Annotated in this window: 15 protein-coding genes and 2 pseudogenes; 8 read left to right on the forward strand and 9 right to left on the reverse strand. The window is 73.6% G+C overall.

The annotated features are described in order from the left end of the window. Positions 1 to 612 precede the first annotated feature (612 nt). Positions 613 to 2,481, forward strand: coding sequence for a discoidin domain-containing protein (locus ACZ6SQ_RS37775; RefSeq protein WP_469570488.1), 1,869 nt, complete (start codon positions 613 to 615; stop codon positions 2,479 to 2,481). A gap of 59 nt (positions 2,482 to 2,540) precedes the next feature. On the opposite strand, the gene ACZ6SQ_RS37780 is transcribed toward ACZ6SQ_RS37775, so the two are convergent. Further along, positions 2,541 to 3,311, reverse strand: coding sequence for a CDP-alcohol phosphatidyltransferase family protein (locus ACZ6SQ_RS37780; protein WP_469570489.1), 771 nt, complete (start codon positions 3,309 to 3,311; stop codon positions 2,541 to 2,543). Between the two features lie 116 nt (positions 3,312 to 3,427). Here ACZ6SQ_RS37780 and ACZ6SQ_RS37785 point away from each other — a divergent pair, with 116 nt between their 5' ends. The 5 genes and pseudogenes from ACZ6SQ_RS37785 to ACZ6SQ_RS37805 form a co-directional block, all read left to right on the forward strand. After that, positions 3,428 to 4,405 (forward strand): zinc-dependent alcohol dehydrogenase, encoded by a 978-nt coding sequence (locus ACZ6SQ_RS37785; RefSeq protein WP_469570493.1) that lies wholly within the window; start codon positions 3,428 to 3,430, stop codon positions 4,403 to 4,405. Positions 4,406 to 4,519: 114 nt separating this feature from the next. Continuing rightward, a complete protein-coding gene (locus tag ACZ6SQ_RS37790) occupies positions 4,520 to 4,918 on the forward strand; it encodes a 6-pyruvoyl trahydropterin synthase family protein (RefSeq protein ID WP_469570495.1) in 399 nt (132 codons plus the stop codon). Positions 4,919 to 4,929: 11 nt separating this feature from the next. Then, positions 4,930 to 6,090: a glycosyltransferase family 4 protein gene (locus ACZ6SQ_RS37795; protein WP_469570520.1), complete on the forward strand. Its 1,161-nt coding sequence runs from the start codon at positions 4,930 to 4,932 to the stop codon at positions 6,088 to 6,090. Further along, positions 6,087 to 7,103: a class I SAM-dependent methyltransferase gene (locus ACZ6SQ_RS37800; protein WP_469570497.1), complete on the forward strand. Its 1,017-nt coding sequence runs from the start codon at positions 6,087 to 6,089 to the stop codon at positions 7,101 to 7,103. The genes ACZ6SQ_RS37795 and ACZ6SQ_RS37800 overlap by 4 nt, the downstream gene beginning before the upstream one ends. Further along, positions 7,100 to 8,014: pseudogene (locus ACZ6SQ_RS37805) on the forward strand (lysylphosphatidylglycerol synthase transmembrane domain-containing protein); the annotation flags it as partial. The gene ACZ6SQ_RS37800 and the pseudogene ACZ6SQ_RS37805, both read left to right, overlap by 4 nt. A gap of 119 nt (positions 8,015 to 8,133) precedes the next feature. On the opposite strand, the gene ACZ6SQ_RS37810 reads toward ACZ6SQ_RS37805, so the two are convergent. Further along, positions 8,134 to 8,892, reverse strand: a complete 759-nt coding sequence (locus tag ACZ6SQ_RS37810) for a creatininase family protein (protein ID WP_389338212.1) — start codon at positions 8,890 to 8,892, stop codon at positions 8,134 to 8,136. A gap of 38 nt (positions 8,893 to 8,930) precedes the next feature. On the opposite strand from ACZ6SQ_RS37810, the gene ribA reads away from it, so the two are divergent. After that, positions 8,931 to 9,590 (forward strand): GTP cyclohydrolase II, encoded by a 660-nt coding sequence (ribA, locus tag ACZ6SQ_RS37815; RefSeq protein WP_469570501.1) that lies wholly within the window; start codon positions 8,931 to 8,933, stop codon positions 9,588 to 9,590. Here ribA and ACZ6SQ_RS37820 read toward each other — a convergent pair. From ACZ6SQ_RS37820 to ACZ6SQ_RS37830, 3 genes are all read right to left on the reverse strand, one after another. Then, on the reverse strand, positions 9,585 to 10,820 hold the full coding sequence (locus ACZ6SQ_RS37820) for a serine hydrolase domain-containing protein (RefSeq protein ID WP_469570503.1): 1,236 nt from the start codon (positions 10,818 to 10,820) through the stop codon (positions 9,585 to 9,587). The two genes, ribA and ACZ6SQ_RS37820, sit on opposite strands and share 6 nt — an antisense overlap. A 98-nt stretch (positions 10,821 to 10,918) precedes the next feature. Continuing rightward, entirely contained in the window at positions 10,919 to 12,331 is a 1,413-nt protein-coding gene (locus ACZ6SQ_RS37825; protein WP_469570506.1) for an MFS transporter, read from the reverse strand. Then, the gene (locus ACZ6SQ_RS37830) at positions 12,328 to 12,903 is read right to left on the reverse strand and encodes a TetR/AcrR family transcriptional regulator (RefSeq protein WP_469570509.1); all 576 of its coding nucleotides are present in this window, start codon (positions 12,901 to 12,903) and stop codon (positions 12,328 to 12,330) included. The genes ACZ6SQ_RS37825 and ACZ6SQ_RS37830 overlap by 4 nt, the downstream gene beginning before the upstream one ends. Positions 12,904 to 13,000: 97 nt before the next feature. Here ACZ6SQ_RS37830 and ACZ6SQ_RS37835 point away from each other — a divergent pair, with 97 nt between their 5' ends. After that, positions 13,001 to 13,426: a PPOX class F420-dependent oxidoreductase gene (locus tag ACZ6SQ_RS37835; RefSeq protein WP_469570512.1), complete on the forward strand. Its 426-nt coding sequence runs from the start codon at positions 13,001 to 13,003 to the stop codon at positions 13,424 to 13,426. A gap of 19 nt (positions 13,427 to 13,445) precedes the next feature. Here the strand turns inward: ACZ6SQ_RS37835 and ACZ6SQ_RS37840 are convergent, their stop codons facing one another. From ACZ6SQ_RS37840 to ACZ6SQ_RS37855, 4 genes and pseudogenes are all read right to left on the reverse strand, one after another. Continuing rightward, positions 13,446 to 14,909, reverse strand: coding sequence for a membrane-associated oxidoreductase (locus tag ACZ6SQ_RS37840; RefSeq protein WP_469570515.1), 1,464 nt, complete (start codon positions 14,907 to 14,909; stop codon positions 13,446 to 13,448). Positions 14,910 to 14,943: 34 nt separating this feature from the next. Continuing rightward, positions 14,944 to 15,546 (reverse strand): histidine phosphatase family protein, encoded by a 603-nt coding sequence (locus ACZ6SQ_RS37845; RefSeq protein ID WP_469570518.1) that lies wholly within the window; start codon positions 15,544 to 15,546, stop codon positions 14,944 to 14,946. An 8-nt stretch (positions 15,547 to 15,554) separates the two neighbouring features. Beyond that, complete coding sequence (gene gnd, locus ACZ6SQ_RS37850; RefSeq protein ID WP_386387478.1) at positions 15,555 to 16,430, reverse strand: phosphogluconate dehydrogenase (NAD(+)-dependent, decarboxylating); 876 nt, start codon at positions 16,428 to 16,430, stop codon at positions 15,555 to 15,557. A gap of 2 nt (positions 16,431 to 16,432) precedes the next feature. Continuing rightward, positions 16,433 to 16,632 (reverse strand): annotated as a pseudogene (locus tag ACZ6SQ_RS37855) (glucose-6-phosphate isomerase); the annotation flags it as partial.

A 16,632-nucleotide genomic window follows, 5' to 3' on the forward strand; every position in this document is an offset into this window, starting at 1 on the left:
AACTCTTCGCCGACGCCGCCGCCGGCAAGAAGACCACCGACGCCACCGTCAAGGCCGCACTCGACAAGGCCCAGCAGCAGATGCCGAACAGCTGACCGGCATGACGGCCGCCACCCCCCACGGTCGCCGCACGGTCGAGCACCCGGTGCACGCCAGCTCGCCCGGTGCGGCGCGCGGTTCCGACCGCCGCACCGGGCGGTTCCACGGGGCCGTCGGGTCCGCCGCGGCGGTGCCGCCGACGTGAACCCCGGCCGTCCCCGGGCGGCCGGCCTGACCCCTGGCCGCCCGCGGGCGGCCGGTCACAGACTCCGCGGTGGGCGCGGGTAGGGGAGCGCGCCCACCGCGGTCCGACGAGGCCGCGCAACCCTGGCGCCCCGAAGGCCGCGACCCCCGCGGCCCGCACAGCCCGTGACCTCCACGATCCGCACAGGCCGTGCCCCCCACGGCCCCACAAGCCCGCGCACGCCGTCCGTGTCCCGGGGTCCCTCCGGGTCCCCGGCCCCGGCGGCCGTCGCGCGGTCCTCATGGGACGGCCGCCCCCTCTGCGGCTGATCCATGCATGTCAGGTACACACCAGAAATGCACCCCCACCATGACTCTAGGGAGAGTCGCATGCCATCCCGCACCCGCCGCACCCTCATGGCCGCGCTGGCGACAGCCGCCCTGCTCACCTCGGGCAGCATCCTCACCGCACCCCCCGCCGCGGCCGCGGTCACCTGGGACACCGACCGCGCGAACGCCGCCTACGCCGCGAACGCCAACGCCGTCACCGCGTCCGGCAGCGAGAACGGCGGCACCGTCGCCGGCAACGCCTTCGACGGCAACGCCGCCAGCCGCTGGTCCAGCAACTTCGCCGACGACGCCTGGATCCGCGTCGACCTCGGCAGCACCGTCCGCGTCGACCGGGTGGTCCTCGACTGGGAGGCCGCCTACGGCAAGAGGTACGTCCTCGAGGTGTCCAGGAACGGTTCCGACTGGACCCCGTTCTTCACCGAGACCGCCGGCACAGGCGGAACGGTCACCGCGCACACCTACCCGCAGGAGGTGACCGGCCGCTACGTCCGGATGCGCGGCGTCGAACGGGCCACGCCCTGGGGCTACTCGCTGTTCTCGTTCCGGATCTACGGCGGCGAACCGGCCCCGGCGTCCACCGGCGTCACCAACCTGGCCCTGAACCACCCCGCGTTCACCAACTTCTACCAGCACGCGGGCAATTCGCCGGCGTTCATCACCGACGGCGGCTGGCCCGCGAACCTCAAGGACGACGCCACCCGCTGGTCCAGCGACTGGAACGCCGACCGCTGGGTCTCGGTGGACCTGGGCGCCCGGTCCACGATCTCCAAGGTGGACCTGTACTGGGAGGCGGCCTTCGCCGTCGACTACCAGATCCAGGTCTCCGACGACAACACCAACTGGCGCACGGTGTACCAGCCTTCGGCCGGTGAGGTGGCCGCCCGCCGCGCCGACGTCAAGTCGCCCGGGGAGGCGGTGGGCCTGCACGACGCCGTCACCCTGCCCACCCCGGCCACCGGCCGCTACGTCCGCATGCTCGGCAAGGAGCGCCGCAACTTCTACAACCCGGCCCCCTACACGGCCCAGTTCGGCTACTCCCTCTACGAGTTCCAGGTCTGGGGCACCGGCGGCAGCGCGGGCGCCGCCTACCCGGCGCTCCCGGGCGAGCAGCCGGGCGCGTACCGGACGACGTTCTTCGACGACTTCACCGGCGGCTCCCTCGACCGCTCCAAGTGGCGTGTGGTGCGCACCGGCACCGAGATGGGCTCGGTCAACGGCGAGTCCCAGGCGTACGTCGACTCCACCGACAACATCCGCACCGAGAACGGCAACCTGATCTTGCGCGCCAAGTACTGCAACGACTGCACCCAGGCGGGCGGCGGCACCTACGACTTCACCTCCGGCCGCATCGACACCAACACCAAGTTCGACTTCACCTACGGCAAGGTCAGCGCCAGGATGAAGCTCCCGGCGGGCGACGGCTTCTGGCCTGCCTTCTGGATGCTGGGCAGTAATGTCGACAACCCGTCGGTGTCCTGGCCCGCCTCGGGCGAGACCGACATCATGGAGGCCATCGGCTACGCCGACTGGACCAGCACCGCCCTGCACGGCCCCGGCTACTCCGCCGACGGCAACATCGGTGCCCGCCAGGTCTTTCCGAACGGCGGCCGCGTCGACCAGTGGCACACCTACTCCGTCGAATGGACCCCGACGGGCATGAAATTCTACGTCGACGACGCCCTGGTCCAGGAGACCACCCGCAACAAGCTGGAATCGACCCGCGGCCAGTGGGTCTACGACCACAACCAGTACGTCATCCTCAACCTCGCCCTCGGCGGCGCGTATCCGGCCGGCTGGAACAAGGTGACGACCCCGTACTGGGGCCTGCCCCAGTCCAGCGTCGACCGCATCGCCTCCGGCGGGGTCCAGGCGGAGGTGGACTGGGTGAGGGTCGAACAGAAGGGCTGACCGGGCGACACGGGAGGGGCCGGGCGCACCGCGCCCGGCCCCTTTCCGGTCCGCCGCTCTCACCCGGCGAGCGTCTGGAGCACTTTCTCCTCCCGCGGCGCCACCCGCACGGCGTGGACCCGCGACCGCCGCCACAGCCACAGCACATCCCGCCCGAACGACCACACCAGCGTCCCCAGGGCGAACACGACGACCGCCGTGGTGGCCGGGAGGGGCAGCAGGTCCGAGGCGGCGACCAGGAGGAGGACGCCCTGGAAGGCGGCCACCGTCTTGCGGGCCGTCGACGGGGGCAGGGGCGCGTTCAGCCAGGGCCAGACGCGGGCGGCGGCGACGAAGGCGTAGCGCATGCCGCCGATCAGCAGGACCCAGGGGCCGAGGGCGGCGGCGACGTACACGCTCAGCACCAGGATGAGGAACGCGTCGACCTCCATGTCGAAGCGGGCGCCCAGCGGGGTCGAAGTCCCGGTGCGGCGGGCGACCTTGCCGTCCACGCCGTCGAGGATCAGGGCCACCGCCGTCAGGCCCACGAACAGGCTGATGGGCGTCGGGCTCCGGAAGGAGTCGGCCACCAGCGCCGTCACCGCGCCGACCAGGACGGCCCGGCCGAGGGTGACCCGGTTGGCCGGGCCGAAGGAGCGCGGCCGCGCGCGGTGCAGGGCGCGGGAGAGCACCGCCCAGGTGGCGAACGCGAAGGCCAGCCCGGTGAGCCAGCCCGCCGGGCCCAGGCCGACCGCCGTCCCGAGCAGGGCCAGCAGCAGAAGCTGCGCACCCGCTCCGACGGCGGTCTCCTGCTGGACCGGCCTCGCGTCGTAAGTGTCGTTCAGGGCCACCGCACATCCTCCGGCCGTGTGACAGAGTCGATCAACGCCGCGTACTGTGCGCGGCCTGTGCACATCTCCGTACGTGAACAGCTTCCCGTGCGTTCAGGCCTATCTGGAGGATGTGAATGAAGAGTCCCGCACGCGCCTTCTGGCTGGCCTCTCCCGGCGAGGGCGAGATCCGCGAGGTGTCCGTGCCCGAGCCCGCCGAGGGCGAAGTGCTGGTGCGCAGCCTGTACTCGGGGATCAGCCGGGGCACCGAGACCCTGGTGTTCCGTGGCGGGGTGCCGCGCAGCCAGTACGCCGCGATGCGGGCGCCGTTCCAGGAGGGCGACTTCCCCGGGCCGGTGAAGTACGGCTATCTGAACGTCGGTGTGGTGGAGCGGGGGCCCGCCGGGCTGCTCGGCCGGACCGTGTTCTGCCTGTATCCGCACCAGACGCGGTACGTCGTCCCCGCCTCGGCCGTCACGCCCGTGCCCGAGTCCGTGCCCGCCGAACGGGCCGTCCTCGCGGGCACGGTGGAGACGGCAGTGAACGCCCTGTGGGACGCGGCCCCGATGGTCGGCGACCGGATCGCCGTGATCGGCGGCGGCATGATCGGGTCCTCGGTCGCCGCCCTCCTCGCCCGCTTCCCCGGCGTCCGTGTCCAGCTCGTCGACACCGACCAGGACCGCGCCCGGACCGCCGAGGCCCTCGGTGTCGCCTTCGCCGCGCCCGAGGACGCGCTCGGCGACTGCGACCTCGTCGTCCACGCCAGCGCCACCGAGCAGGGCCTCGCCCGCGGCCTGGAACTCCTCGCCGCCGAGGGCACGCTCGTCGAACTGAGCTGGTACGGCGACCGCCGGGTCGCCCTGCCGCTCGGCGAGGCCTTCCACTCCCGGCGCCTGACCCTGCGCGCCAGCCAGGTCGGCACCGTCTCCCCGGCCCGCGCGAACCGGACGTACGCCGAACGGCTCGCCCTCGCCCTGGAACTGCTCGCCGACCCCGCCCTCGACGCCCTGATCACCGGCGAGAGTGCTTTCGACGAACTCCCGGACGTTCTCCCGAAGATCGCCTCGGGCGAGATCCCGGCCCTGTGCCACCGAGTCGCGTATCCCGGCGCCTGACCTGAGAAAAGAGTGAGACACGGCTGAACAACGGGAAGCCGGCAGCCGTACTATGCGGCATCCCCCGGCAGGGAGTCACGGGGGACCAGACGCACCGCACTGGAGGGTCGTCCGTTGTTCAGCATCACCGTCCGCGATCACATCATGATCGCCCACAGCTTCCGGGGCGAGGTCTTCGGCCCCGCGCAGGCCCTGCACGGAGCGACGTTCCTGGTGGACGCCACATTCCGGCGCGAGCGGCTGGACGAGGACAACATCGTCGTCGACATCGGCCTCGCCACCCGCGAGCTCGGCACGATCGCCGCCGAGCTCAACTACCGCAACCTCGACGACGAGCCGGACTTCAAGAACGTCAACACCTCCACCGAGTTCCTCTGCCAGGTCATCGCCGACCGGCTCGCCGCGCGCGTCCACGAGGGCCGCCTGGGCGAGGGCGCCAGAGGCCTCTCCGGCATCACGGTCACGCTGCACGAGTCGCATGTCGCGTGGGCCAGTTACGAGCGTGCCTTGTGACCGACACGACGGTGGCCCGCCCGGCCGGTACGCACGCCGGGGAACTCACGCCGTACGGCGGGGAGCTGGCGCCCATGACCCTGCGCACCCTGCACTTCGTCGTCCCCGGCGGAGTCGCCGACCCGGACCGGCCGAGCGGGGGCAACGCCTACGACCGGCGCATCAGCCTGGACCTGCCCGGCTTCGGCTGGCAGGTGCACCAGCACCTCGTCCCCGGCTCCTGGCCGTGCCCCGACTCCGCCGCCCGCGCCGAACTCGCCCGCGTGCTGCGCCGGCTCCCGGACGACGCCGTCGTCCTGATGGACGGACTGGTCGCCTGCGGCGTCCCCCAGATCGTCGTGCCGGAGGCCGAACGGCTGCGGCTCGCCGTGCTGGTGCATCTCCCGCTCGGCGACGAGACCGGCCTGGCCCCCGAGGTGGCCGCCGAACTCGACGTCCGGGAACGGGCCGTGCTGCGCGCGGCCGGCGCGGTCGTCGCCACCAGCGAATGGGCGGTCCGCCGCCTCGTCGCCCACCACGGCCTGGCCCCGAACCGGGTGCACGCGGCGACACCCGGCGCCGACATCGCGCCCCTCGCCCCCGGCACCGACGGCGTCTCCCATCTGCTGTGCGTCGCCGCCGTCACCCCGCGCAAGGGCCAGCACCGCCTGGTGGAGGCCCTGGCCGCCGCCCACGACCTGCCGTGGAGCTGCACCCTGGTGGGAGCGCTGACCCAGGACCCGGCGTACGTCGGCCGGCTGCGCGACCGCATCGACCGCCACGGCCTGACGGACCGCATCCACCTGGCCGGTCCCCGCGCGGGCGCCGCACTGGACGCCGCCTACGCCGCCGCCGACCTCATGGTCCTCACCTCGTACGCCGAGACATACGGAATGGCGGTGACGGAGTCCCTGGCGCGCGGTGTCCCGGTGCTCGCCACGGACGTCGGCGGAGTCCCGGAGGCCGTCGGCCGCGCTCCCGACGGCGGTGTGCCCGGCATCCTCGTACCGCCGGAGGACCCGGCCGCGCTCGCCGCCGAACTGCGCGGCTGGTTCGGCGAACCGGACGTCCGCCGCCGGCTGAAGTCCGCCGCACGGGGCCGCCGGGCCGCCCTCGACGGCTGGGCCACCACGGCCCGCACCCTGGCCGGAGTGCTGCACCGGCTGCCGAGCGAACCGAGGAGGGCGGCATGAGCAGGACGACTGCGGTACGCGAGGACGCCGGTGGCGTGTCCCCGGAGACCCCGCAGGGGGACGGCACCGGGGCCGGCCAAGACCCGCGGACCGCCGGCACGCCGGACGTCATCGCGGGCGCCGGCCCCGTCGCCGGTGAGCGCGCGACCGTGCGGCTGCGGCAGAACGGACCCGAGGAACCCGCCCGCTACGCGCCCGAGTGGCTGGAACTGCGCGAGGGCGCCGACGCGGCCGGGCGGTCACCGGAACTGCTGGACCCGCTGCGGATACGGCTGGCCAACCTGCCCGGCCGCGCGAAGGACGGCCTGGTGGTGCACGACCTGGGCTGCGGCACCGGTTCGATGGGCCGCTGGCTGGCGCCCCGGCTCGACGGCCCCCAGCACTGGGTGCTGCACGACCGCGACCCCTATCTGCTGCACTTCGCGGCCGTGACCTCACCCAAGAGCGCCGCCGACGGCAGCCCGGTCACGGTCGAGACCCGGCGCGGTGACGTCGCCCGGCTCACCCCCGACGCCCTCGCGGGCGCCTCCCTCGTCACGGCCTCCGCGCTGCTGGACGTCCTCACCCGGGAGGAGATCGACGCCCTCGCCGCCGCGTGCGCGGGTGCCGGCTGCCCGGCCCTGCTGACGCTCTCCGTGGTCGGCCGGGTCGAACTCGCCCCCGCCGACCCACTGGACGCCGAACTCGCCGAGGCGTTCAACGCCCACCAGCGCCGCGACGGCCTGCTCGGCCCGGACGCCGTGACCACGGCCTGCGAGGCCTTCGGCGACCGCGGGGTGACCGTCCAGGTCCGCCCGAGCCCCTGGCGGCTCGGCCCGACGGACGCCACGCTCACCGCACAGTGGCTGCGCGGCTGGGTCGGCGCGGCCGTGGAGCAGCGCCCCGAACTGCGTGAGCGTGCCGCGAAGTACCTGGCCGCCCGTCTGGCCGCCTGCGCCAGGGGCGAACTCCAGGTCACCGTCCACCACGCCGACCTGCTCGCCCTGCCCCGCCCGACGGACGCCCGGTCATGAGCGCGCCGACCGGGACGGGCCCGGCTCCGCCCACCGGGACCGCCGAGCCGTCGACGGGCCCCGCCGCCGGCCAGGCCGCCCGGCCGGGCGAGCCGGGGCCGCCCCGGCGGCGCCCGGTCCTGGCCCGGCTGCGCCCGCACCTCGGCACCCTGGCGGGTCTCCTCGTCCTGGGCGTCGTCGTCTGGCGGCTCGGGACGGGGGTGTTCCTGGACGGGCTCGGCAGGATCGATGCGCCCGCCGTCCTCGCGGCGCTCGGGATCGGCGTGGTCACCACCGTGTGCAGCGCCTGGCGCTGGCAGCTCGTCGCGCGCGGGCTGCGGATCGGACTGCCGCTGAAGCCGGCCGTCGGCGACTACTACCGGGCGCTGTTCCTGAACGCGGCCCTGCCCGGTGGTGTCCTCGGCGATGTGCACCGGGCGGTGCGGCACGGGCAGAGCGCGGGGGACGTGCGCCGGGGGGTGCGGGCCGTGGTGCTGGAGCGGACGGCCGGCCAGGTGGTCCTCGCCGTGGCGGGCGGTGTCGTCCTCGCGACGCTGCCCTCGCCCGTGCAGGACGAGACCCGGCAGTTCGCCGTGCTCGCCGCGATCGCCGCGGCGGGCGCCTTCGCGATCGTCGCCGCCCTGCGGATGAGCCGGCCCCGTGCCACCGACCGCCGCGGGTTCCTCGCGGAGGCGCGCGAGGCCCTGCTCTCCCGGCGCAACGGCCCCGGGGTCCTCGTCTCCTCGGTCGTCGTCCTCGCCGGGTACGTCGCCACGTTCCTGCTGGCCGCGCGGGTCGTGGGCGTGGGCGCCTCCGCGCTCGCCCTGCTGCCGCTGGCCGTGCTCGCGCTGCTCGCCATGAGCCTGCCGCTGAACGTCGGCGGCTGGGGCCCGCGCGAGGGCGTCACCGCCTGGGCGTTCGGCGCCGCCGGGCTCGGCGCGCACGAGGGGCTCGCCGTGGCCGTGGTGTACGGCGTGCTGAGCCTCGCGGCGAGCCTGCCCGGCGCCGCGGTCATCGCCCTGCGCTGGTACGCCGGGCGGCGCGTCCCCAACTACCCGGCGGAGTCCGCCTCTTCGCCCTTCAGCAGCGAGAAGTACGCGCCGAAGGAATCCGCGAGACTCGCCAGCAGCGCCTTTCCCTTTTCCGCGGTTCCGAGGGAAGGACGGCCTATGACGCCCGAATCGGTATAGGCGGCCATTCCCACGGTGAGGAGGTGCCGCCGGTCGTCGGCGACGAAATCGGCGGACTCGTAACCGGGCCGCACCATTTCCGGATACGCGTGCAGAAGGATGGAGGTCTCTATTTCCCCCGCGTGCATGTCGGTGAGCAGCGAGGTGAGCACCCCGGCCCGTTCCCGGGCCGTCTCCCAGTCCTCCGGGGCCGGGAACAGTGCCATCCGCTCTCCGCGCGCGGAGGACTCCTGGACCACGTTGCCCAGGACGTAGTTGCCGCCGTGCCCGTTGACCAGCACCAGCGTGTCGACGCCCGACCGGCGCAGCGACTCGGCGATGTCCCGTACCACCGCGTGAAGGGTCACGGAGGAGATGCTGACGGTGCCCGGCCAGGCCGCGTGCTCGTGCGAGCAGGCGAGTGTCACCGCAGGAAGGAGGTGCACGGGGTGCGCGGCGGCGATCTCCCCGGCGATCGCGCAGGCGACGAGCGTGTCGGTGGCCAACGGGAGATACGGGCCGTGCTGCTCGAAACTCCCCACGGGCAGCACCGCGATCCGCGAGTTCCGTGCCTTTACGTCCTCCGTGGTGTCCGCCGGCAGCAGACCGTACGCCGCCGACCGTATGTCCGAACCACTCATCTTTTTCACGGCCTTTCGTCTTTGCTGAGGAACAGATCATGACAGAAAAGATCGGCGTGCTCGCCAAGAAGTCCGCTCCGCGCACCGGAGTGGAACGCGTCGTGAATGCCCCGCTCCCCACGGTGTACGGGCCATTCACCGCGGTCGGCTACCTCGACCACGACCGCGGTGACGAACAGGTCGCCCTCGTGTACGGCGACCTCGCTGCCGAGGACGTGCTGACCCGGCTGCACTCGGAGTGCCTCACCGGCGACGCCTTCGGCTCCCAGCACTGCGAGTGCGGCGACCAGCTCGACTCCGCGCTGCGGGCCGTGGTGGCCGCGGGCAGCGGTGTCGTCGTCTACCTCCGCGGGCACGAGGGCCGGGGCATCGGCCTGCTCGGCAAGCTGCGGGCGATGGCGCTCCAGGCGGAGGGCCTGGACACCGTGGAGGCGAACGTCGCCCTCGGCTACCCCGTGGACGCCCGTGACTACGGTGTCGCCGCGGAGATCCTGCGCGACCTCGGCGTCCGCTCGGTGCGGCTGATGTCCAACAACCCGGCCAAGCGCGAGGCGCTGGTCCGGCACGGCATCCAGGTCGCCGAGGAGGTGCCGCTGCTGATCGAGCCGTGCGAGAGCAACATCACCTATCTGCGCACCAAGCGGGAGCGGATGGACCACCGTCTGCCGCACCTGGACGCGGTGGCGCACTGGTCATGACCCGGTGACGGCCTCGTGCACGAACCGCTTGAGGTCCGGGTAGACGGCGTGGGAGCCGCGCGGCCGCACCTGGGTCATGAACTGCACGGTCAGATCACGCCCGGGGTCGACGAAGAACGTCGTGGTGGCCACGCCGCTCCACCCGTAGGTGCCCGGCCCGGCCGGGGCCGCGGTGCGCCCGGGGTCGGTTACCACGGACACCCCGAGTCCGAAGCCGAGGCCCGCCTTGGCGGCCACGTCGTGCGCGGGCCTGCTGCCGAAGGTGCGCAGATCGGCCCCGCCCGGCAGCTGGTTGGCGGTCATCAGGTCCACCGTGCCGGGCGCCAGCAGCCGGGTGCCGTCCACCTCGCCCCGGCGCCGCAGCAGCTCCATGAAGCGGTGCACGTCGTGGGCGCTCGCCACCATGCCGCCGCTGCCGGACAGGAACCGGGGCCGTCCGTCGCGCAGCGGCAGCCCCGGCACCGGCGCTATCCGGCCGTCCTCCCGCTCGCCGTACAACTCGGCGAGGCGCGGCGCCTGTTCGTCGGAGACGTGGAAGCCCGCATCGGTCATCCCGAGCGGCCGGAAGACCCGCTCGGCGAAGAACACGTCCAGCGGCCGCCCCGACACCACCTCGACCAGGCGCCCCAGCACATTGCTGGCCACCGAGTAGTTCCACTGCGTGCCCGGATCGAACTGCAGGGGCAGGCTCGCGTACAGGTCGACCGTCTCCGCCAGGCCCGCGCCGGGCCGCGAGGTCGACTCGAGGCCGGCCTCCCGGTACAGGGCGTCCACCGGATGGCAGTGGTAGAAGCCGAAGGTCAGCCCGGCGGTGTGGGTCAGCAGATGCCGCACCAGGATCGGCCCGGCCGCCGGTCTGGTGCGCAGGTCCGGACCCGACCCGTCGACGTACACCTTCGGGTCGGCGAAGGCGGGCAGATACCGGGCGACCGGGTCGTCCAGCGAGAGCCGGCCCTCCTCGACGAGCAGCAGCACGGCCACCGAGGTCACCGGCTTGGTCATGGAGTAGAGCCGCCACAGCGTGTCCGTCGCGACCGGCAGCCCGGCCGCCCGGTCCCGCAGGCCGTACGTCGTGAGGTGCGCGACGCGCCCGCCGCGCGCCAGTGACACCAGGAATCCGGGCAGCCGCCCCTCGTCGACCTCGCGGGCGAAGTGCCGGTCCATGCGCTCCAGCGCCGTCGGGTCCAGCCCCGCCTCCGCGGGGTCGGCGTCCTGCCGCAGCTGTGCCATGGTGCTCCTCCGGTCCGTTCCACGGTGCGAACGGGCATACCCCGCCGGGACGGCCTCAGACCTCATGATCGCCCGGGGACCGCGTGAACTGTGTCTCGTCACTCGCGTGACCCGCGCCCGCCGGACGCGGACGCCTGCGGCCGGAGCCGGGAGCCGTCGGGCGCGACGGGCCCGCCCTCGGCCCGTGCCGCGCCCGGCAGCAGCAGCGCCACCCCCGCGCCCGCCGCCGCGACGCCTGCCAGGACCGGCAGCGGCAGACGAAGCCCGCCGGCCCCGGCGAGCGTGGCCGCGACGGCGACCCCCAGCACCGGACCCACGTTCAGCGCGGTCTGCTGCAGCCCGCCCGCCACACCGGCCGAGGCCGCCGGAGCCTGCCGTACGACGACCTGGGTGGCCGCCACCATCACGGCCCCGAACCCGGCGCCGACCAGCGCGAACCCGGTGCACAGCGCGAGGGTCCCGGAGGCCGCGCCGAGCAGCAGGACACCGGCGCAGAGCAGGGCCATCGCCCCCGCGGTCGTCCGCCGGGCACCCGCCCGCCGCAGCAGTACGGGGCTCAGCACCGCGGCCGCCACCATCAGCAGCGCGAGCGGCAGACTCCGTAGGGCACTCTCGAAGGGGTCCAGGCCGAGCGTGTCCTGGAGCAGATAGATACAGGCGAACAACGCCCCGTGCAGTGCGGCGGACGCAGCCACCAGCACGGCCAGCGCCGCCCCGATCGCGGGCGCGCCGACCAGTTCCGACGGCACGAGCGGATCGGCCGTACGGCGTTCGTGCCGTACGAGGCCCAGCCCGGCCGCGACCGCCACGGCCAGGCCCGCCCCGCTCGCCGTGGTCCACCCGGACTCCGGCAGCCCGACCAGCACGTGCACCAGACATCCGAGGGTGACCGCCAGCAGCAGGGCGCCCGGCAGGTCGAGACCGTCGGGCCGCTCTCGCCCCGCGTCCGCCCGTACGGTGTCCGCCCTGCCCGCGCCGGTAAGGGAGAGCGCGCCGAAGACCGCGGCCGGGACGACGTTGACGAGGAACACCGCCCGCCAGCCCCACTCGGTGACCAGCGCGCCGCCCAGCACCGGGCCCGCCGCGGCCGCGAGGCCGATCGCGGCGGTGCGCACGGCGAGCGGGCCGCGCAGCCGCTCCGGCGGATACGCGGCGCGCAGCATGCCGAGCGTGGCCGGCTGCAGCAGCGCGCCGAAGACACCCTGGACGATCCGCAGCGCGATCACCCAGCCGATGCCGGGCGCGAGCGCGAGCGCGGCCGAGGCCGCCCCGAAGCCGAGCATGCCGAGCCCGAACAGCAGCCGGTGCCCGTACCGGTCGCCCAGCCGGCCGCCGAACACCAGCAGCCCCGCCACCGCGATGAGATACCCGGTGCTGGTCCACTGCGCCTGCGCGTACGTCGCCCCGAGGTCCCGTTGCAGCGTCGGCTGGGCCACCGTGAGGACCGTGCCGTCCAGGGCGACGATCACCGCGCCGGCGACGCTGCTCGCCAGGGTGAGCCGGGCCCTCATCGGTTGTTCCCCAGATGGGCGTCGAGCGTCGCGTCCAGCAGGGGCGTGAAGTCGTGGGAGCCGGTGGCCAGTTGGAGGCTGCCCCAGGCCCACAGCTGGGCGATGCCGTGCAGGTTCGCCCACAGCGCGCCCGCGACGGCGCGGGCGTCGGCGTCGGGCCGGACGGCGGCGACCCGCTCCACGAGCGCGGCGAACAGCGGCAGGCTCGTGTCCCGGAGCCCGAGATGACCGCTCTCCAGCAGGTCGTGACGGAACATCAGCTCGTACATGCCGGGGTTGGCGAGGGCGAACTCCACATAGCCGCGGGCGACCGCCGCGATCTGCCCGCGCGGGCCCGCCTCCTCGTCGGCGAGCGCGGGCGCGGTGTGCGCGGCCAGGTCGGCGAAGCCGCGCCGGGCGATGGCCGACAGCAGTTCCAGATGGGTGGGGAAGTGGCGGCGCGGCGCCCCGTGCGAGACGCCCGCGCGGCGCGCGATCTCCCGCAGGGTGAGTGCCTGGGCGCCCTCGCGGGCCACCAGCTCCACCCCGACCTCGACCAGCCGGGCGCGCAGGCCCGAGTCCGACTCATGCATGGAGACTGTCTATCAGCGATGAGTAGACAGTGTCTACTCATCGCGATGCCGACGGCCGGACGGGAATACGGGCGCTGTCACGCGGGTTGCAGCGGTCATGACCGAGGACACTCTGCTGAAGCTGCTCACCGAGAGCCGGGGCGGGGTGCTGGTCACCCTCAGACGCGACGGGCGCCCCCAGCTGTCCAACGTCCTGCACGCCTACTACCCCGACGAGCGGATCCTGCGGGTGTCGGTCACCGACGACCGCGCCAAGACCCGCAACCTCCGGCGCGACCCCCGCGCGTCGTACCACGTCACCACCCCGGACCACTGGGCGTACACGGTCGCCGAGGGCACCGCGGAACTCACCCCCGTCGCCGCCGGTCCGCACGACGACACGGTCGAGGAGCTGGTCCGCCTCTACCGCGACCTCCAGGGCGAACACCCCGACTGGGACGACTACCGCGCGGCGATGGTCCGCGACCGGCGCCTGGTGCTGCGCCTCCACGTCGAGCGGGTGTACGGCATCCCGCACGCCTGACCCCGACCTGCACGGGCTCTCACTGGCGGCTGACCGACCGGCTCACACCCGCCACCACCGTCGTCGCGAGGATCCAGCCCGTGACCACCAGCACGTACGACAGCCACTGGTACCAGCCCTGGGGGGCGTAGGCGCCCTCCTGGCCGAAGGAGATCACCGGGACCAGCAGGTCGAGGGTGTAGAAGACCGGGTTGAAGCCGGGCGCCTCGCCGGGCTTCAGCGGGCCCGGCGGGTGCACGCCGTAGACCAGGGAGCCCACGGCCAGCAGGGACAGCAGCCAGCCCGCCGCCCGCAGCGGCCGGAAGCCGTAGCCGACCGTGGCGTCCTGGACGAGGCCCCACACGCGGCCGTACCAGGGCAGCGTGGTGCGGTGCCGGCGCTGCTTGGCGAGCTGGACCAGCCGGGCCCCGTGCTCGTCGCCGATCCGCAGATACGCGGCCGTCAACTGCTCGTAGGCGTGCGGGACATAGCCCTCGCCGTCGCGCTCCACCATCGGCAGCCGCCGCTCGGCGGGCTCCTGCGGGGTGAGGGAGGCGTAGGCGAGCCCGTCCGTCAGGACCCGCTCCGGCACGCTGTCCGGCTCCAGGAACAGGACGTCGATCTGTGCCCGGCGCAGATTGAGCGTGCCGTCCATCGGCGGGCTCTTGCGCAGCCACAGTTCGCCGATGGTGCTGCTGCTCGCCCTCAGCACCGTCTGCCCGGGGTGCGCCAGCCTGCTGTACGACAGGTCGAGCCGCCCGGCGATCCGCGCCCCGCGCAGCCCGATCCAGCCGTCGACCTCCGCGTGCCGCAGCAGGACGTCGCCCTCGACGGTGAGTGTCTCGCCGTCCACCGCGACCTCGTCGGAGCTTCTGATCCGGGCCTGGTTGAGGGTGACCGTGCCGTTGACGGCGGCCCCGGTCAGCCGGATCTGGCCGTGCACGTCCAGGCCGGGTGCGAAGAGGCCGTCGCCGATGGCCACATGGTTGAGCTGGAGAGCGGCGTGCGCGGGTCCCGGCGCGTCGATGGTCGCTTCCTCCAGGAACAGCGCCCCGGCGATCTGTGTCCCGCCGAGCCGTACCGATCCGCCGAACCGGCAGCCCGACAGCCGCAGGACGCCCTCGACCTGGACCGTGGCCGCGTCCAGGCCGGGCAGCACCGAGCCGCGCAGGTTCAGCTGCCGCAGCCGGGCCCCGTAGAAGACGGGCTCCTGCTCGAAGTGGCAGTGGCTGAGCCGCACGGGCCGTTCGGTCGCCGCGTACTCCAGGTCGAGGACACCGGTGATCCGGGCTCCGAGCACGCGGAGCGCGGGTATCTCCCCGTCCTCCTGGGGGTCTTTGAGCAGCAGCGTCCGCAACACGGCGGCCCGCACGGTCCGTTCGGGCCCCCAGCCGGCACCGGCGGCGGGGTCCGGGTCCGGGCCGTCGCGGAAGTCCACCGCCGCGCCCCGGGGATAGGCCCGCCACACCCGCGCCTCGGCCGGGGTCAGGTCGTCGATCTCCATCGTGGGCGACTCTGACCCGGCCGGGGAACAGGTGTCAACCGCGGCCTGACGGACGGGTGTTCCATTCCGCGATCACGGGACGGCCGTGCTCGGTGGACAGCCGGCTGACCGTGCCCGTGTCCAGCCTGAAGAGGCGTCCACCGGCCGGAGGGAGCCCCAGCCGACGGGCGGTGAGAACGCGCAGGAAGTGGGCGTGCGCGATCAGGACCACGTCGCCGTCCCGCCGGGCGAGGGCCGTGTCCGCCCGGGTCAGGACCCGGTCGGCGCGGACACCGACCTCGGCCGGGCTCTCCCCCTCGTGGTCGGGGCCCGGCGCCACGCCGTCGCGCCACAGCTCCCAGTCGGGGCGGTCGAAGCGGATCGCGGCGGTGGTCATGCCCTCGTAGCCGCCGTAGTCCCACTCGTGCAGGTCGGGGTCGATCACGGCCTCGGTCAGTCCCGCCAGTTCGGCGGTGTGCGTCGCGCGGGTGAGTGGGCTGGTGAGGACGAGGGAGTAGGTCCGGCCGGACAGGAGCGGAGCCAGGGACGCCGCCTGCCCCTCACCGCGTTCGGTGAGGGGCAGGTCGGTGAAACTGGTGTGGCGCCCCGAGGCGCTCCACTCCGTCTCGCCGTGGCGGACCAGCAGCAGATCCCCCACGGCGCCGCCTACTTCTTCTCGACGGCGTGGCCGCCGAACTGGTTGCGCAGCGCCGCGATCATCTTCATCTGCGGGGAGTCCTCCTGGCGGGAGGCGAACCGCGCGAAGAGGGAGGCGGTGATCGCCGGGAGCGGGACGGCGTTGTCGATCGCCGCCTCGACCGTCCAGCGGCCCTCGCCGGAGTCCTGCGCGTAGCCGCGCAGCTTGTCGAGGTGCTCGTCGTCGTCCAGGGCGTCGACCGCGAGGTCCAGCAGCCAGGAGCGGATGACGGTGCCCTCCTGCCAGGAGCGGAAGACCTCGCGGACGTTCTCCACGGAGTCGACCTTCTCCAGCAGCTCCCATCCCTCGGCGTAGGCCTGCATCATCGCGTACTCGATGCCGTTGTGGACCATCTTGGCGAAGTGGCCCGCGCCGACCCGGCCCGCGTGGACGTAGCCGTAGGGGCCCTCGGGCTTCAGGGCGTCGAAGACCGGCTGGACGCGGGCGACGTTCGCGGCGTCGCCGCCGACCATCAGCGCGTAGCCGTTCTCCAGGCCCCAGACGCCGCCCGAGACACCGGCGTCGACGAAGCCGATGCCCTTGGCGCCCAGTTCACGGGCGTGCTTCTCGTCGTCCGTCCAGCGGGAGTTGCCGCCGTCGACGACGATGTCGCCGGGGGAGAGGAGGTTGCCCAGCTCGTCGACGACGGACTGGGTGGCGGCGCCGGCCGGGACCATCACCCAGACGACGCGCGGGGCTTCGAGGCGGTCGACGAGCTCGGCGAGCGTGCCGACGTCGGCGAGATCGGGGTTGCGGTCGTATCCGACGACGCTGTGGCCGGCGCGGCGGATGCGCTCGCGCATGTTGCCGCCCATCTTGCCGAGACCGATGAGACCGAGCTGCATGATCAGTTCACTTCCTTGAGGTCGCGGTAGGCCGCGACGAGTGCTGCCGTGGAGGTGTCGAGTCCGGGGACGTCGGTGCCTTCGGTGAGGGCGGGTTCGATGCGCTGGGCGAGGACCTTGCCGAGTTCGACGCCCCACTGGTCGAAGGAGTCGATGTCCCACACCGCGCCCTGGACGAACACCTTGTGCTCGTACAGCGCGA

Source organism: Streptomyces sp. NPDC048600, from assembly GCF_055587025.1.

What these genes read in the sequence shown, in the direction of transcription:
- ACZ6SQ_RS37810 (WP_389338212.1), bottom strand. Translation starts at nt 8,892, where the DNA reads ATGAGTGGTTCGGACATACGGTCGGCGGCGTACGGTCTGCTGCCGGCG.
- ACZ6SQ_RS37775 (WP_469570488.1), top strand. Translation starts at nt 613, where the DNA reads ATGCCATCCCGCACCCGCCGCACCCTCATGGCCGCGCTGGCGACAGCC.
- ACZ6SQ_RS37835 (WP_469570512.1), top strand. Translation starts at nt 13,001, where the DNA reads ATGACCGAGGACACTCTGCTGAAGCTGCTCACCGAGAGCCGGGGCGGG.
- ACZ6SQ_RS37820 (WP_469570503.1), bottom strand. Translation starts at nt 10,820, where the DNA reads ATGGCACAGCTGCGGCAGGACGCCGACCCCGCGGAGGCGGGGCTGGAC.
- ACZ6SQ_RS37800 (WP_469570497.1), top strand. Translation starts at nt 6,087, where the DNA reads ATGAGCAGGACGACTGCGGTACGCGAGGACGCCGGTGGCGTGTCCCCG.
- ACZ6SQ_RS37830 (WP_469570509.1), bottom strand. Translation starts at nt 12,903, where the DNA reads ATGCATGAGTCGGACTCGGGCCTGCGCGCCCGGCTGGTCGAGGTCGGG.
- ACZ6SQ_RS37785 (WP_469570493.1), top strand. Translation starts at nt 3,428, where the DNA reads ATGAAGAGTCCCGCACGCGCCTTCTGGCTGGCCTCTCCCGGCGAGGGC.
- ACZ6SQ_RS37825 (WP_469570506.1), bottom strand. Translation starts at nt 12,331, where the DNA reads ATGAGGGCCCGGCTCACCCTGGCGAGCAGCGTCGCCGGCGCGGTGATC.
- ACZ6SQ_RS37840 (WP_469570515.1), bottom strand. Translation starts at nt 14,909, where the DNA reads ATGGAGATCGACGACCTGACCCCGGCCGAGGCGCGGGTGTGGCGGGCC.
- ribA (WP_469570501.1), top strand. Translation starts at nt 8,931, where the DNA reads ATGACAGAAAAGATCGGCGTGCTCGCCAAGAAGTCCGCTCCGCGCACC.
- gnd (WP_386387478.1), bottom strand. Translation starts at nt 16,430, where the DNA reads ATGCAGCTCGGTCTCATCGGTCTCGGCAAGATGGGCGGCAACATGCGC.